The 16,206-nt window shown below is 67.6% G+C and carries 12 protein-coding genes and 2 pseudogenes; 12 read left to right on the top strand and 2 right to left on the bottom strand.

The annotated features are described in order from the left end of the window. The first annotated feature begins 8 nt into the window (after positions 1–8). The 3 genes from GO592_RS19180 (at position 9) to GO592_RS19170 (ending at position 3,814) form a co-directional block, all read left to right on the top strand. Positions 9–554: a hypothetical protein gene (locus tag GO592_RS19180; RefSeq protein ID WP_202714925.1), complete on the top strand. Its 546-nt coding sequence runs from the start codon at positions 9–11 to the stop codon at positions 552–554. Between the two features lie 120 nt (positions 555–674). Continuing rightward, on the top strand, positions 675–2,015 hold the full coding sequence (locus GO592_RS19175) for an MFS transporter (RefSeq protein WP_443218432.1): 1,341 nt from the start codon (positions 675–677) through the stop codon (positions 2,013–2,015). Between the two features lie 161 nt (positions 2,016–2,176). Further along, positions 2,177–3,814 (top strand): AMP-binding protein, encoded by a 1,638-nt coding sequence (locus tag GO592_RS19170; protein WP_172650376.1) that lies wholly within the window; start codon positions 2,177–2,179, stop codon positions 3,812–3,814. A 110-nt stretch (positions 3,815–3,924) separates the two neighbouring features. On the opposite strand, the gene GO592_RS19165 is transcribed toward GO592_RS19170, so the two are convergent. Continuing rightward, positions 3,925–4,509 carry a GlcG/HbpS family heme-binding protein gene (locus GO592_RS19165; RefSeq protein ID WP_202714924.1) on the bottom strand — a complete coding sequence of 195 codons (585 nt, stop codon included), beginning with the start codon at positions 4,507–4,509 and terminating at the stop codon, positions 3,925–3,927. A 163-nt stretch (positions 4,510–4,672) separates the two neighbouring features. On the opposite strand from GO592_RS19165, the pseudogene GO592_RS19160 reads away from it, so the two are divergent. The 3 genes and pseudogenes from GO592_RS19160 (at position 4,673) to GO592_RS19150 (ending at position 6,917) form a co-directional block, all read left to right on the top strand. Continuing rightward, a pseudogene (locus tag GO592_RS19160) lies at positions 4,673–5,875 on the top strand (sensor histidine kinase). Next, positions 5,872–6,499 (top strand): annotated as a pseudogene (locus GO592_RS19155) (response regulator). The pseudogenes GO592_RS19160 and GO592_RS19155 overlap by 4 nt, the downstream one beginning before the upstream one ends. A gap of 148 nt (positions 6,500–6,647) precedes the next feature. Beyond that, positions 6,648–6,917, top strand: coding sequence for a GlsB/YeaQ/YmgE family stress response membrane protein (locus GO592_RS19150; RefSeq protein WP_172650378.1), 270 nt, complete (start codon positions 6,648–6,650; stop codon positions 6,915–6,917). A 109-nt stretch (positions 6,918–7,026) separates the two neighbouring features. On the opposite strand, the gene GO592_RS19145 is transcribed toward GO592_RS19150, so the two are convergent. Next, entirely contained in the window at positions 7,027–7,632 is a 606-nt protein-coding gene (locus tag GO592_RS19145; RefSeq protein WP_005253821.1) for an SACE_7040 family transcriptional regulator, read from the bottom strand. Between the two features lie 115 nt (positions 7,633–7,747). Here GO592_RS19145 and GO592_RS19140 point away from each other — a divergent pair, with 115 nt between their 5' ends. Genes GO592_RS19140 through GO592_RS19115 form a run of 6 tightly spaced genes read left to right on the top strand, consistent with a single transcriptional unit; the run spans position 7,748 to position 15,834 of the window. Continuing rightward, complete coding sequence (locus tag GO592_RS19140; protein ID WP_172650379.1) at positions 7,748–9,337, top strand: carboxyl transferase domain-containing protein; 1,590 nt, start codon at positions 7,748–7,750, stop codon at positions 9,335–9,337. 14 nt (positions 9,338–9,351) lie between these two features. Further along, the gene (locus GO592_RS19135) at positions 9,352–11,361 is read left to right on the top strand and encodes an acetyl/propionyl/methylcrotonyl-CoA carboxylase subunit alpha (protein ID WP_172652238.1); all 2,010 of its coding nucleotides are present in this window, start codon (positions 9,352–9,354) and stop codon (positions 11,359–11,361) included. Further along, a complete protein-coding gene (locus GO592_RS19130; RefSeq protein ID WP_144286037.1) occupies positions 11,358–12,518 on the top strand; it encodes an acyl-CoA dehydrogenase family protein in 1,161 nt (386 codons plus the stop codon). The genes GO592_RS19135 and GO592_RS19130 overlap by 4 nt, the downstream gene beginning before the upstream one ends. After that, positions 12,515–13,000, top strand: a complete 486-nt coding sequence (locus GO592_RS19125; protein WP_172650380.1) for a MaoC family dehydratase — start codon at positions 12,515–12,517, stop codon at positions 12,998–13,000. The genes GO592_RS19130 and GO592_RS19125 overlap by 4 nt, the downstream gene beginning before the upstream one ends. After that, positions 12,997–13,842 (top strand): HpcH/HpaI aldolase/citrate lyase family protein, encoded by an 846-nt coding sequence (locus tag GO592_RS19120; RefSeq protein WP_172650381.1) that lies wholly within the window; start codon positions 12,997–12,999, stop codon positions 13,840–13,842. Before GO592_RS19125 ends, GO592_RS19120 begins: the two co-directional genes overlap by 4 nt. Before the next feature lie 48 nt (positions 13,843–13,890). Then, positions 13,891–15,834, top strand: a complete 1,944-nt coding sequence (locus tag GO592_RS19115) for an acetoacetate--CoA ligase (protein ID WP_202714923.1) — start codon at positions 13,891–13,893, stop codon at positions 15,832–15,834. The last annotated feature ends 372 nt before the right edge of the window (positions 15,835–16,206 follow it).

Raw genomic sequence — 16,206 nt, 5'->3', positions numbered from 1 at the left:
AGAGATCTATGGCCTTCGCTGGCAATGTGGACGAGTTGGCCCTGCTGCAGGCGGTCCGGTTGAAAGAGCAGGTCAGCGCGGCCGTTCTGGCCGAGCATCTCGGTGTGAGCGCCGCGTCCGCGCAGGCCGCCTACGACGCGCTGCTGACCCAGGGCAAGGCGCAGGAAGTGTCGGACGGCCGGATCGGGCTCACCGAGGCCGGACACTCGGAGCTCGAGGATCAGCTCGACGCCGAGCGGGTGTCCATCGACGAGGACTCCATCGCGGAGGTGTACGAGAGCTTCGTGCCGTTCCACGAGGAGTTCGTCGGACTGATCGATTCGGCCGACGCCGATCAGCTGGCCGACTTGGACCGCCGGGCGGCGGTCGTGTTCGACGACCTGTCGGCGTTCGTACCCCGGTTGTCCCGCTACCAGGACCTGTTCGCCGACGCTCTCGCGAAAGTCGCGGCGGGGGAGTCGAAGTGGATCTCGGAACCCGTGATCGACTCGTACGCCACCGTGTGGACCGAACTCCGCAAGGAGCTGCTCGGCGCGTCCGGCACCGCCGAGTGACGTGACACGCGTCACCACCCCCCTATCCGGGGGTGGTGGCACAGTGAGCCGGATCACTACTTTTCCTCTCATCCGGGATACGCCCACCAGGGTGTTCCCCACGGACCACGGAGGAATCGAGTGACCACAGTCTCCAACTCGGGTGCGGGCGCCCCCCACGCCCCCACACCGGTGCGCCAGGGCGGTACCAGCGTCCGCAAGGTGGCCGTCGCCAGCGGCATCGGCACGACCATCGAGTTCTACGACTTCTTCATCTACGGCACCGCCGCAGCCCTGGTGTTCCCCAAGGTGTTCTTTCCCGCGCTCGGCTCCACCGCCGGCACCGTCGCCTCCTTCGCGACCTTCGCCGTCGCGTTCGTCGCCAGGCCCGTGGGTGCCATGCTGTTCGGCCACTACGGTGACCGGATCGGACGTAAGAAGACTCTGATCTCCACGCTCATCCTGATGGGTGTCTCGACGTTCCTGATCGGCCTGCTGCCCGGTGCCGAGACGATCGGGGTCGCGGCCCCGATCCTGCTGGTGCTGCTGCGTTTCGGTCAGGGATTCGCGGTCGGCGGCGAGTGGGCGGGCGCCACGCTGCTGACGGCGGAATACGCACCCCCGGGCAAGCGCGGCCTCTACGCGATGTTCCCGCAACTCGGCCCCGCAGTGGCCTTCATCCTCTCCAGCGCCACGTTCCTCGTCACCGGCACCCTGCTCGGCGACACCAACGAGGTTTTCCTCGAATACGGGTGGCGGATCCCCTTCCTGTTCAGTGCCGTCCTGGTCGGCATCGGCCTCTACATGCGGCTGGCGATCGAGGAGACGCCGGTGTTCCGCGCGGCCCAGCAGGCCGACCGTGCCGACGCGACCCCGCGGACCCTCCCGCTGATGGACGCCTGGCGGTACCAGACCAAGGAGATCCTCCTCTCGGCCGGCGCTCTCGCCACACTGTTCGCGTTCTTCTACATGGGCACAGCGTTTCTCACCAGCTACGGCACCAAGACCCTCGGGTTCAGCCGCCCGTTCGTGCTGACGGTCGGGATCGTCTCGGCCGTGGTCTTCGGACTCACGATCGTCGTCTCCGCTCTGTACTCGGACCGGATCGGGCGTCGGCGGGTCATCATGATCTCCTGCGGACTGGCCGTCGTGTGGGCGCTCGCGCTGTTCCCGCTGCTCGACACCGGTTCACCTGTGGCGTTCACGATCGGCGTGATGGTCACGCTCGCCATCTTCGGAATCGCCTACGGCCCCTGCGGGGCTCTGCTTCCGGAAATGTTCCAGACGCGCTACCGCTACACCGGCGCCGGCCTCGGCTACAACCTCGCCGGCGTGCTCGGCGGCGCCGTGCCGCCGCTGATCGCCGCACCCCTGGCGTCCGCGTACGGCAGCGCCGCGATCGGCGTCATGCTCGCGGTCCTCGGCGTGGTCAGCCTGCTGTGCACGAAGGCCCTGGTGGAAACGAAAGACGACGCGCTCTGACAGAGCCGGCGAGGGGTGTCCGGACTTTGCACAGATACCGGCGCCCCTCGCCGTGCAGTATGCCCTGGATCACATCAACCAAGAGTAAGTTCGACCGCGGAAGGGCCTTCGGGTCCGCCCGTCCCGTAGGTGCCCGAACGGGCTCCTGGAGAGGAAGAGTGATGACAACCCCGCTTCCCAGCTATACCAACGGCGTGTGGGACGCCCCGATGCTCGGCGACACCATCGGAGACAACTTCGACAGGACGGTGGCAGCCCACGCCGATCGTGACGCCCTGGTCGACCGGCCCTCGGGGCGGCGGTGGACGTACGCGGAGCTGAGGCGGGACGTCGACGCCGTGGCGGTGGGGTTGCTGAAGCGGGGTATCGGGAAGGGCGACCGGGTGGGGATCTGGGCGCCGAACTGCCCGGAGTGGACCCTGATCCAGTTCGCGACGGCCAAGATCGGCGCCGTGCTCGTCAATATCAACCCCGCCTACCGGGCGCACGAGTTGAAGTATGTGCTCGATCAGGCCGGTATCCGCCTGCTGGTGTCGGCGCCCGAATTCAAGTTCTCCGACTACGCGGCCATGATCGAGGAGGTCCGGCCGCAGTGCCCCGACCTCGAGATGGTGGTGCTCCTCGGCAGTGCCGAGTGGAGCCGGCTGGCGTCGGACGGCATGGCTGCGCAGGCCGCCGACCCGTCTCTGCTGCCTGCCGCGCAGGCGGCCCTGTCCTCCGACGACCCGATCAATATCCAATACACCTCGGGGACAACCGGATTCCCCAAGGGCGCGACGCTCAGCCACCACAACATCCTGAACAACGGATACTTCGTCGGCGAGCTGTGCCACTACACGGAGAACGACCGCGTCTGCATCCCGGTGCCGTTCTACCACTGCTTCGGCATGGTGATGGGCAACCTGGCGTGCACGAGTCACGGCGCGACCATGGTCATTCCGGGGCCCTCCTTCGACCCGAAAGCCACGCTGCAGGCCGTCGAAGCGGAGAAGTGCACGTCGCTGTACGGGGTGCCGACGATGTTCATCGCCGAACTCGCCGAACCGGACTTCGCATCGTTCGACCTGTCGAGCCTGCGGACCGGAATCATGGCCGGATCACCCTGCCCGGTGGAGGTGATGAAGCAGGTCATCGAACAGATGGGGATGGCCGAGGTCTCCATCTGTTACGGCATGACCGAGACGTCGCCGGTGTCGTTGCAGACCCGGTCGGACGACACGATCGATCAGCGCGTGTCGACGGTCGGCCGGGTCGGCCCGCACCTCGAGGTCAAGATCGTCGATCCGGCAACGGGGTTGACCGTTCCGCGGGGCACGCCGGGTGAACTCTGCACCCGGGGATACTCGGTGATGCTCGGGTACTGGAACAACCCGGAGAAGACCGCCGAAGCGATCGACGCCGGGCGATGGATGCACACCGGCGACATCGGTGTGATGGATTCCGACGGCTACGTCGCGATCACCGGGCGGATCAAGGACATGGTCATCCGCGGCGGCGAGAACGTCTATCCCCGCGAGATCGAGGAGTTCCTGTACACGCATCCGGACATCCTCGACGCCCAGGTCATCGGGGTGCCGGACGCGAAGTACGGCGAGGAACTGATGGTGTGGGTGCGGATGAAGCACGGTACCGAACCCCTGGACGCGGCGAAGGTGCGCGAATTCTGCACCGGGAAGCTCGCCCACTACAAGATCCCGAAGTACGTGCACGTCGTCGACGAGTTCCCGATGACGGTGACGGGCAAGGTGCGCAAGGTCGAGATGCGCGAGCAGTCCCTCGACCTGATCGGGCGCACCTGACCCGCCTCGTCACCTGGTCCGCAACAACGTCGCGACGGGGGTGAGCGCGAGAATCTCGTTCAGTCCCTACAGCGCGCGTTCCAGTCCGGGCGTCGACACGGGGCGGCTCTTCACCCCAGCGCCCCGGCGATCGCGTCGAGCCCGGCGGCCGCGCACGCCTGATCCCGCATTCCGTCGGGCGCGCCGCCCACGCCGATACCCGCGATCGACCCGCCGGCCGACTTCACGCTCACCCCGCCGGCGAGGAACAAGGTGCCGGGAAGGTCGGCGGCCGTCGCGCCGTCGCCCTTGGCCCGTTCGCTCAGATCGCTGGTGTTCGCGCCGAACGCGGCAGCGGTGTACGCCTTCTGGTGGGCCGCCTCCACGGTGTGCTGAGCGGCATTGTCCCCGCGCAACATGGCCCGCACGTTGCCGGCACGATCGACCACCGACACGGTGACGAAGCCGAGCCCGTCGGCCTGGCACTTCGCGAGCGCCGCCTGCGCGGCGGCCTGCGCTGTGCCGATACCGAGACGGTTCTGGCTCACCACGCCGTCCGCACCGTCGATCGGGGCAGGCGCGGCGGCGGTCGCGAGCGGAGTGGACGTCGGACTCGCCTCGTCGGACGCGGACGTGCCGCACGCCGAGGTGGCGACGATCGCGGCGAGCGGGACGGTGATCGCCAGAACGCGGGGCAGGCGGTGGAAGGTGCGCATCGGAAGGCCTTTCGGGAAGTGACGAGCTGACGTGACCAGCCTGGCCCGGCGGTGCCGGTGACCGCATCGGGCCGACGGCGCTCCCGAACTCATCCGTCCGGTCCCGGCAGATCATCCGAACGGTGGATCCGCGAACTACGGCACATCCGTAGGATCACTCGACGTGACGACACCTGTGGACGGAGTGGACAGGCCGGACGGCGCGGGTCTGCGCGGCCCGCTCGCTACCGCCATCCATGTGTCGTTCTACGTCCTTCTCGCGACGTCGACGGCGTGATATCTGACCTACCACGGAGTGAGCGGACGGTTCATCGTGGTGGTCGCGTTGATCGCGGCGCTTGCCGCGTTGTACACGGTCACCGCCGTTGTCGCACGGCGGGGAGGCGTGTGGGAACCGTGGGTATGGCCGGTCCTGACGACGTGGGCAGTGCTCGTCTGGCTCGCGCCGAGTTTCGCCTGGTGCGCGTTTCCCCTTTTCTTCCTGTGCACGCGGGCGTACCCGAGCCGGATCGCGTACCCGGTCGTCGGGGTTCTCGCCGTCCCCACCTCGGTGGCGTTTTTCACCTTCTCCGGCCGCACCGAGTGGGCCGTGCTGGTGGGACCGCTGTGCACCGGGGCGCTGATCGTCATGGCGTACAGCCAGATCGAGCGGGACGGCCGGGAACGGGTGCGACTGCTCCGCCAGGTGGCGGAGACCCGGTCCCGGCTCGCGGAAACCGAGCGGGAGGCGGGGGTGCTCGCCGAACGTGAACGACTGGCCCGCGAGATCCACGACACCGTGACGCAGGGGCTGACCAGCAGCCTGCTCCGGCTCGAGGCGGCCGAGCAGATCTGGGCGCAGGCAGATCCGCGGACGGAGGAACGGGCACGTGAGGACGTCCGCGTGGCGACCGGAACGTTGCGCGAGAACCTGGCGGAAACCCGCAGTCTCGTGCACCATCTCGCGGCGCCCAATCTGGAATCCCAGCCACTCGACGCCGCACTGCTCGCCGCCGCGCGTACCCACCACCCGCGGGCGGAGCTCCGGATCGTGGGCACTCCGATCGCGATTCCGGCGGAGGTGACGCACGCTCTGCTGCGGATCACCCAGAGCGCGGTGTCCAACATCGCGCGGCACGCCCACGCCGAGACGGTGGGTGTCACGTTGACGTACCTTCCGGACGCCGTCGCCCTCGACATCTTCGACGACGGCGCCGGTTTCGACCCCGCGCCCGCCGGATCTCCCTCGGCGCGCGGCGGATACGGCCTGCGCGCGATGCGCAGTCGCGTCGAGCAATTGGGCGGCACGTTCACCGTCGAGAGCGCACTGGGCGAGGGCACCGTGGTGGCCGCTCAGATACCGTGCGCGAGAGGAACCGCGGCATGACGAGAGTGACCGTGCTGTTGGTCGACGACCATGTGGTCGTTCGTGCCGGGCTGCGAGCGCTTCTCGACTCGCAGCCGGACATCGAGGTGATCGCCGAGGCGGGCACGGGGGAGGAGGCGGTCGACGCCGTGAGTACTTGCCGCCCGCAATTCGTGACGATGGATCTCGCCCTGGGCGCCGGTATCGACGGGGTCGAGGCCATTCGCCGCATCCGGCAGGTCGATCCGGCCCTGCCGGTGCTGGTGTTCACGACCTACGACACGGATGCCGACGTGGTGCGCGCCATCGACGCCGGTGCCATCGGATACCTCCTGAAGGATTCGACACCCCAGGAGATCTTCGCGGCCGTGCGCGGCGCGGCCGCCGGGCAGAGTGTGCTGTCGCCGCCCGTCGCGTCACGGCTACTGCAGCAGATGCAGCGCCCCGAGGAAGCTCTCACGCCGCGGGAGGCCGAACTGCTGACTCTGCTGGCCAAGGGCATGACCAACAAGGAACTCGGAAAAGCCCTCTTCATCAGCGAGGCGACGGTCAAGACCCATCTCGCCCACATCTACGCGAAACTCAGGTGTCGACACCCGCGCCGCGGCGGTGTCCGTTGCCCTGCGACGACAGGGCATTCGCTGAACCGAGGGGGTTCACAGCGGTACGCCGCATGAACCTTTTGGCAACGATTTGCCGAAGCCCTGTCGAACGGGTGTCCAGGTGGTTATGTTCGAAATGAGCGGTGACCTTCCGCTCGCACCATGAATTGCGTGTTGAGAGGACAAGGGCCATGGTCGGCAACATCATCGGCACCATCATCTTCGGTGCGGTCATCGGCGTTCTGGCGCGTCTCGTGATTCCGGGAAAGCAGGCGATGGGGTGGGTCATCACCGTCGTGCTCGGCATCATCGGCGCGCTGATCGGGTACTGGGTGTGGGAGGGGCTCCTCGACAAGGGGGACACCGGCGGAATCGACTGGGTCCGGTGGATCATCAGCATCGCCGTAGCGGCCGTGCTGACCCTGGGATACACCTCGATGACGAGCAAGAACAGGGTGTAGGCGCGCCAAATCGCACCGTCGCGAGAAGGGCCCCGTCCGGTCAGGGCGGGGCCCTTCTGCGGCTTCGCCGCCCGTGAGTACTTGTTAACCGCGGGCGGTTAACAAGTACTCACGGGCGCAGGCAGAGAAGCGTCATGTCGCGCAGCACTTTCCGGGTGCGCGAGGGGGTGGTGGGATCGGCGCTGTGCGGGGTCGAGTTGATGAGCCCGAACGTGGCGTGCGCCTTGGTGCGGGCGTCCGTCTCGTCCAGTGACGTGTCCACTTGCAGAAGCACCTTCACCCAGATCTCCACGTAGCGCCGCTGCGTCTGCCGGACCTCCCGGCGGGCCTCGGCGGGCAGGCTCTCCAGGTCTCGGTCCTGGATGCGAATGAGGTCGGGTTCCCCGAGCGCGAAGTCCAGGTGGAAGTCGATCAGACCCTCCAGGGCCGCTTCCGGGGAGGCGGCCTCCGCGACGACGAGCGACCCGCCCTCGAGTAGTCGCGTGCTGATCCCGACGAGCAGTTCGACGAGCACGGCGTCCTTGTTGGGGAAGTGCCGGTAGACGGCGGGGCCGCTGATTCCCGCTGCGGAACCGAGGTCCTCGAGGCGGACGCCGAGGAAGCCCCGTTCGGCGATGAGGCGGGCGGCGGCCTCGAGCAGTTGGCGGCGACGATCCGCTTTCATCTGCTCGCGGCGCGTGATCGGCGCTTCGGCGCCGTCGACGTCTGTGGTCATCGCCTTGCTCTTTCTCGGATGTGGTCTGGACAACTCAGTTAATCACAGTTATCTTAGATTCAGTTATCGAGTATTAACTCACTCGGCACGGGCGTCAAGACGAGAAGGCGGCAGGATGGCACTGAGCGGAACCACTGCACGGGAGGGCTACCGGGCAGGGCACACGAAATTGGTGGACGAGCTGAAGTCGAGGCTGGCCGTGGCCGCGCTCGGCGGCAGCGAGAAGTCGCGCGAGCGGCACGTCAGCCGAGGCAAGCTCCTGCCCCGCGATCGAGTGGACACGCTGCTCGACCCCGGCAGCCCGTTTCTCGAGATCTCCCCGCTCGCGGCGAACGGCCTGTACGGCGACGAGTGCCCCGGAGCGGGCGTCATCGCCGGCATCGGCCGGGTGTCCGGCCGGGAATGCGTGATCGTCGCCAACGACGCGACCGTCAAGGGCGGCACCTACTACCCGATGACGGTGAAGAAGCACCTGCGGGCGCAGGAGATCGCGCTGCAGAACCAGCTGCCGTGCATCTACCTCGTCGACTCCGGCGGCGCGTTCCTGCCGCGGCAGGACGAGGTGTTCCCGGACCGCGAGCACTTCGGCCGCATCTTCTACAACCAGGCAACGATGAGCGCGCAGGGCATCCCGCAGATCGCGGCGGTCCTCGGCTCCTGCACCGCCGGCGGCGCCTATGTGCCCGCGATGAGCGACGAGGCCGTCATCGTCCGCAACCAGGGCACCATCTTCCTGGGCGGTCCGCCGCTGGTGAAGGCTGCCACCGGTGAGGTCGTGACAGCGGAGGAACTCGGCGGCGGCGACCTGCACTCGAAGGTCTCCGGCGTCACCGACCACCTCGCGGAGGACGACCAGGACGCGTTGCGGATCGTGCGGAACATCGTCGCGACCCTCGGCCCGCGTGCCGAGCGGCCGTGGGATGTGATCAGCGCCGTCCCCGCGTCGTCGCCGCAGACCGACCTCTACGACGTGGTCCCCACCGACCCGCGCACCCCGTACGACGTCCACGAGGTCATCGACCGGATCGTGGATGGCGCCGAGTTTCAGGAGTTCAAGGCGGAGTACGGCAAGACCCTGGTCACCGGTTTCGCGCACGTCGAGGGCCACCCGGTCGGCATCGTCGCCAACAACGGCGTGCTGTTCGCCGAGTCCGCGATGAAAGGCGCGCATTTCATCGAACTGTGCGACAAGCGCAAGATTCCGCTTCTGTTCCTGCAGAACATCGCCGGTTTCATGGTCGGTCGCGACTACGAGGCGGGCGGCATCGCCAAGCACGGCGCCAAGATGGTGACCGCGGTGGCGTGCGCCCGGGTTCCCAAGCTGACCGTCGTGATCGGCGGCTCCTACGGTGCGGGCAACTACTCGATGTGCGGGCGGGCGTACTCGCCGCGGTTCCTGTGGATGTGGCCGAACGCCCGGATTTCCGTGATGGGCGGAGAGCAGGCGGCGTCGGTGCTGTCGACGGTGCGCAGCGAGCAACTCGACAGCGCGGGCAACCCGTGGTCGGCCGAGGACGAAGAAGCGTTCAAGGCACCGATCCGCGAACAGTACGAGGCGCAGGGCAATCCGTACTACTCGACGGCCAGGCTGTGGGACGACGGCATCATCGACCCCGCCGATACCAGAACTGTTCTCGGACTGGCGCTCTCGGTGTGTGCGAACGCACCGGTCGAGCCGGTCTCCTACGGCGTTTTCCGGATGTGAGTGGAATGACTGAAATGACTCGGATAGATACCGTCCTGGTAGCCAACCGCGGCGAGATCGCGGTGCGCGTGATCCGCACACTGCGGGCCATGGGAATCCGCTCCGTCGCCGTGTTCAGCGAGGCGGACCGCGACGCGCGGCACGTCCGCGAGGCCGACACCGCGGTGCTGCTCGGTCCCGCCGCGGCGCGGGAGAGTTACCTCGTCATCGAGAAAGTGATCGCGGCTGCGCAGGCCACCGGCGCGCAGGCGATCCATCCCGGTTACGGGTTCCTCTCGGAGAACTCCAAGTTCGCCGGGGCCTGCGCGGACGCGGGGATCGCGTTCCTCGGTCCGTCCGCTCACGCCATCGAGGTGATGGGCGACAAGATCACCGCCAAGAACGCGGTGGCGAAGTTCGACGTGCCCGTCGTCCCCGGCATCGCCCGCCCCGGCCTGTCCGACGACGAACTGATCGCGGCCGCCGAGGACATCGGGTACCCCGTCCTCGTCAAGCCGTCGGCAGGCGGCGGCGGCAAGGGCATGCGTCTGGTGGAGGAGCCGGGCGCACTCGCCGAGGCACTGCGCAGCGCGCGGCGTGAAGCGGCGTCGGCGTTCGGTGACGACACACTCTTCCTCGAGCGATTCGTGCTGCGACCCCGGCACATCGAGGTGCAGATCCTCGCGGACGGACACGGGAACGTCGTCCACCTCGGCGAGCGCGAATGCAGCCTGCAGCGTCGCCACCAGAAGGTCATCGAGGAAGCGCCGTCGCCGCTGCTGGACGAGGCGACACGCGCCCGGATCGGCGAGGCCGCCTGCAACACGGCGCGCAGCGTCGACTACTCCGGAGCGGGAACGGTCGAGTTCATCGTCTCCGCCGACAAGCCCGACGAGTTCTTCTTCATGGAGATGAACACCCGGCTGCAGGTCGAGCACCCGGTCACCGAACTCGTGACGGGCCTGGACCTCGTCGAGTGGCAGGTGCGAGTGGCCGCCGGTGAGCGTCTCGGCTTCACCCAGGACGACATCACCCTCACTGGTCACGCCATCGAAGCCCGCGTCTACGCCGAGGACCCGAGTCGCGGATTCCTCCCCACCGGTGGACTCGTGGCTGACGTTGTCGAACCCGCCGGCCCCGGTGTCCGCGTCGACTCCGGGCTGCAGCCCGGCACGGTGGTCGGCAGCGATTACGACCCGATGCTGGCGAAGGTCATCGCCCACGCCGACGACCGCGCCGGCGCGCTGCGGAAGCTGGACCGGGCGCTGGCCGGCACCGGTGTGCTGGGAGTGGTCACCAACATCGAGTTCGCGCGCTTCCTGCTCGCCGATCCCGACGTGGTGGCCGGCAACCTCGACACCGGTCTGCTCGACCGACGGCTCGAGGACTTCGCCGCGGCGGAGGCCACCGATGCCGCCCTGATCGCCGCTGCTGCTTTCCGCTGGTTGCAGCGCTGGCCCGAGCGGGCACAGGCCGATCCGTGGGACGTTCCCAGCGGCTGGCGGGTCGGGGTTCCCGCACCCACCAGCATTCGGTTGTCCTCTGCCACCCGCACCGACCACGTGCGGATCACCGGCAGTCCGGTCGAGGCCACCGCGCAGGTCGAGGACGGCGACACCCTGTCCCTGACGGCGGCGCTCGACGGAACCACCCTCTCCGTGGTGATCGACGGCAGACGCGAAACCTACCGGGTCGCCCAGACCGACGGGCACATCTGGCTCGCCGGTTCCGACGGCACGACGATGCTGCGTGAGGTCCGTGAACTCAGTGTCCGCACCGGCGACGTCCATGCCGGCGAGGCCGAGATCACCAGCCCCATGCCCGGATCCGTCATCGCCGTCGGCGCCGAGGCGGGCGCCCACGTCACCGCAGGCCAGACGCTCGTCGTGGTCGAGGCGATGAAGATGGAGCACTCGCTCACCGCCCCCGTCGACGGCGTCGTCGACATCCTCGTCGCACCCGGTGACCAGGTGATGGTCGACCAGCTGCTCGCACGAGTCACCCCGCACATTGACACCACCGACACGAAAGAAGATCCGTCATGACCGAATTCCTTGCCACCGGCCAGCTTCCCGACGAGTACCAGCAGTTGGCGAAGACCGTCGCAGATTTCGCCAAGAACGTGGTGGCACCGGTCGCGGCGGAACACGACGCCAACCACACCTTCCCGTACGAGGTGGTGTCGGGGATGGCCGACATGGGCCTGTTCGGCCTGCCGTTCCCCGAGGAGTACGGCGGGATGGGCGGCGACTACTTCGCCCTCTGCCTGGCACTCGAAGAACTGGGCAAGGTCGACCAGAGTGTCGCGATCACCCTGGAAGCCGGCGTGTCGCTGGGTGCGATGCCGATCTACCGGTTCGGCAACGAGGAGCAGAAGCAGGAGTGGCTGCCGCAGCTGACGAGCGGCAGGAGCCTGGCCGCGTTCGGGCTCACCGAGCCGGGCGCCGGAAGCGATGCCGGCGGGACGAAGACCACCGCGAAGTTCGACAGCGGTGAATGGATCATCAACGGCAACAAGCAGTTCATCACCAACTCCGGCACCGACATCACCAAGCTCGTCACCGTCACCGCGGTGACCGGTACGAAGGACGGCAAGAAGGAGATCTCCACCATCCTCGTGCCGACATCGACGCCGGGCTTCACTGCCGAGCCGGCGTACAACAAGGTCGGCTGGAACGCCTCCGACACCCACCCGCTCACGTTCTCGGACGTGCGCGTTCCCGAGGAGAATCTGCTCGGCGAGCGTGGCCGCGGGTACGCGAACTTCCTGCGGATCCTCGACGAGGGACGCATCGCCATCGCCGCGCTCAGCGTCGGCGCCGCCCAGGGATGCGTCGACGAGTCGGTCAAGTACGCCAAGGAACGGGAGGCGTTCGGACGGCCCATCGGACACAACCAGGCCATCGCGTTCAAGATCGCCCGCATGGAGGCGCGCGCCCACACCGCGCGCACGGCGTACTACGACGCCGCCGCCCGGATGTTGTCCGGCAAGCCGTTCAAGAAGCAGGCCGCCATCGCGAAGCTCGTCGCCTCCGAGGCCGCGATGGACAACGCCCGCGACGCCACCCAGATCCACGGCGGCTACGGATTCATGAACGAGTACACCGTGGCCCGGCACTACCGCGACAGCAAGATCCTGGAGATCGGCGAGGGCACCACCGAGGTGCAGCTGATGCTGATCGCGCGGGAGGCAGGCCTGTGACCGCCACGACCGAACCGAAGCGAATCGTTCAGCGGGGTCTGTGGTTCGAGGAGTTCGAGCTGGGAGCGGTGTACGAGCACCGGCCCGGCCGGACCGTCACCGAGGCCGACAACGTGCTCTTCACGACGCAGACGATGAACACCCAGGCACTGCACCTGGACGCCGCGTACAGCGAGAACACCCAATTCGGTGAGCGCCTCGTCAACTCGATGTTCACCCTCTCGACGCTGGTCGGGTTGTCGGTGGCGCAACTGACGCAGGGGACCATCGTCGCGAACCTGGGGTTCTCGGAGATCAGTTTCCCGAAGCCGTTGTTCCACGGCGACACGCTGTACGCGGAGACGAAGATCGCGGACAAGCGCGAGTCGAAGAGCAGGCCCGGCGAGGGCATCGTCACCCTCGAGCACACCGGCCGCAACCAGAACGGCGACGTGGTGGCGATCGCGGTCCGCAAGACCCTCGTCCAGAAGAGGCCGTCATGAGCTGGGAACTGCCCGGGCCCGCCTGGCTGTTCTGCCCGGCCGACCGGCCCGAACGGTATGCGAAGGCGGCTGCGGCAGCCGACGTCGTGATCCTCGACCTCGAGGACGGGGTGGCGCCCGCGGACAAGGAAGCGGCGCGGGTCGCCCTGATCGACACCCCGCTGGATCCGGATCGCACGGTGGTGCGGGTCAATCCGGTCGGGACCGAGGACCACGAGCGCGATCTGCTGGCACTCGACGGCACCCGCTACACGAGGCTGATGCTGGCCAAGTGCGAGTCCGCCGACCAGGTGCTGTCGCTGGCGCCGCGTGAGGTGATCGCCCTCGTCGAGTCGCCGCTCGGTGCGCTCGCGGTGAGCGAGATCGCGCTGGCGGCGAGCACGATCGGCGTGATGTGGGGCGCCGAGGATCTCGTGGCGGCGATGGGCGGCAACTCCAGTCGCCGCGAGGACGGCAGCTACCGTGACGTCGCCACCCACGTGCGGTCGTCGACACTGCTGGCCGCCAAGGCGTATCACCGGCTCGCCCTGGATTCCGTCTATCTCGACATCAAGGACCTCGACGGGTTGCGCACCGAAGCAGTCGACGCCGTCGCCGTCGGATTCGACATCAAGGTCGGCATCCATCCCAGCCAGGTCGCGGTGATCCGGGAGGCGTACGCGCCGTCCGACAAGGACGTCGACTGGGCGACGCGGGTTCTCGCCGCCGTCGCCGACGAACGGGGAGTCTTCGCGTTCGAGGGAAAGATGGTGGACGCGCCGGTCCTGCGTCACGCCGCGGCGATCCTGCGCCGCTCCCAGGTCGGTTCGATGGGGAAGAGCACGTCCGAGTCCCCGCAGTAGGCGGCGAAAGAGCGCGGAACGGACGCGCTCTCGGGGAAGATGGTGCCCATGACTGCCGATCCGCAATGGGTGCCCACCGAGTCCGACGTGCGCGACGCGGTCGTCACCGATTTCGCCCGGTTCGTCTCACGGCGTCACAGCGTCCGAGTCGACGACTACCGGGCGCTGTGGCGTTGGTCGGTCGCCGATCCGGCGGCGTTCTGGCAGGACGTGTGGGACTACTTCGAGATCCGGTCCGCCACCGACCCCGGACCCGCCCTCGTGGACGGTGCGATGCCGGGCGCCGTCTGGTTCCCCGGGGCGACGCTCAACTACGTCGACCACGTCTTCCGGAACGCCCGCCCCGGAACACCGGCGATCCTGTACGCGGGTGAGGGCGCTACCGACATCTCCGTCGGGTGGGACGAGTTGCGGTCCGCGGTGGCGGGCCTTGCCGCGACTCTCCGCGAGCACGGAGTCGGGGTCGGTGACCGGGTCGTCGGTTATCTCCCCAACATTCCCGAGGCCGTCGTCGCGTTCCTCGCGACGGCGTCGCTCGGTGCCGTGTGGGCTGCGTGCGGACAGGACTACTCCGCGCCGGCCGCGCTCGATCGACTGGGTCAACTGGAACCGAAAGCGCTGATCACCGCGGACGGCTACCGGTTCGGGGGCAAGGAACACGATCGGCTCGCGGCGTCGGCCGACCTGCGCAGCGGATTGTCGTCGCCGGCTCTCACGGTGGTCGTGCCGCACCTCGATCCGGACGCCGTCGTCGACGGCACTCTCACCTGGGCGGAGGCCACCGGCCGGGACGCCGCACTCGAGTCCGTCGCCGTCCCGTTCGACCACCCGTTGTGGGTGGTGTTCTCCTCGGGAACCACGGGCCTGCCGAAGGGCATCGTGCACGGTCACGGTGGTGTTCTCCTCGAACACGTGAAGTCGCTCGCGCTCCAACTCGACGTCGGCCGCGACGACACCCTCTTCTGGTACACCAGTCCCAGTTGGATGATGTGGAACTTCCAGACGGCGGGACTGCTGGTGGGGGCCACCATCGTCTGCTACGACGGAAGTCCGTCCTATCCGACGCCGGATGCGTTGTGGGCCTTGGTGTCACGGCTGGGTGTGACCGTGGTCGGCACCAGTCCCGGCTATGTTCTCGCGTGCGACAAGGCAGGTGTGGTCCCTGTGCGCGAGCATGATCTGAGCGCACTCCGGGCGGTGGGGGTGACCGGGTCTACGCTGCCCGCGGCGTCGTCACTGTGGTTGTCCGAGAACGTCGGTCGCCGCGTTCCCGTCGTGTCGATCACCGGTGGGACCGACGTGGTGTCGGCGTTCGTCGGGGGAGCGCGGAATGTCCCGGTCTGGCCGGGGGAGCTGTCCGCCCCGTGCCTGGGTGTCGCCGTCGACGCGTTCGACGAGTCGGGGCAACCGGTGCGAGGCGAGGTCGGTGAACTGGTCGTGACGGCGCCGATGCCGTCCATGCCGGTGTCGTTCTGGAACGATCCGGACGGAAAGCGTTACCGCGAAGCGTATTTCGATGTGTTTCCGGGAGTGTGGCGGCACGGGGACTGGATCACGATCACCGATCGCGGGACCGTACTGATGCACGGAAGGTCCGATTCCACATTGAACCGCAATGGAATTCGGATGGGTAGCGCCGACATCTACCAGGTGGTGGAAAAGCTCCCCGAGGTCGCCGAGGCGCTCGTCGTCGGTGTCGATCTGGCGGACGGCGGATACTGGATGCCGCTGTTCGTGGTCCTGTCGGAGGGGGCGGAACTCGACGACGCGCTGAGGCAGCGTATCCGTGCCGCGATTCGCGAGCAGGCCTCTCCGCGGCATGTGCCCGACGACATCATCGAGGCGCCCGGCATCCCCCACACCCGGACCGGCAAGAAACTCGAGGTGCCTCTCAAGCGCATTTTTCAGGGTGCGGATGCGGACCGCACGGTGGACCGCAGCGCCGTGGACGACCCCGATCTGCTCGACTGGTTCGCGAGACACGGACGCTGAATATTAGGTTAGGCTGCACTACTGCAGTCTGTTTTCGTTGTGTGAGAAATCTCCCGCTGTCGAGAGGCTTTTGTTGCCTGCCCGGCTGGCCAAACCCGGCGTTGAACAATGGAGCAACCGGGCGGAGGGTGCCGAATGTTGGGACGGATCGCCGACGGTCCTGGGGTCGCGATGTCCTGGGTTGGCCGTATTGATCCCTCTCTCTGCAGGTCAGAGGCGTTCAAGGGGTGTGGACGCATCGGGGGCTTGTCGTCGGCCGTCCAGCTTGGCTATTAATGATAGCCGCCTGGCCATTAATGATAGCCGTCGGAATGTAGGCCCTCGACGAGTAGTTTTCCCACGTGGGTGACAGTGTCGTTTTGAGACTCGCAT

It is taken from the genome of Rhodococcus sp. 21391 (genome assembly GCF_016772255.1).
GTDB classification, from domain to species: Bacteria; Actinomycetota; Actinomycetes; order Mycobacteriales; family Mycobacteriaceae; genus Rhodococcus_F; species Rhodococcus_F opacus.
The sequence above is the reverse complement of the archived record's forward strand: the minus strand, read 5'-3'. Positions and strand labels throughout refer to the sequence as shown.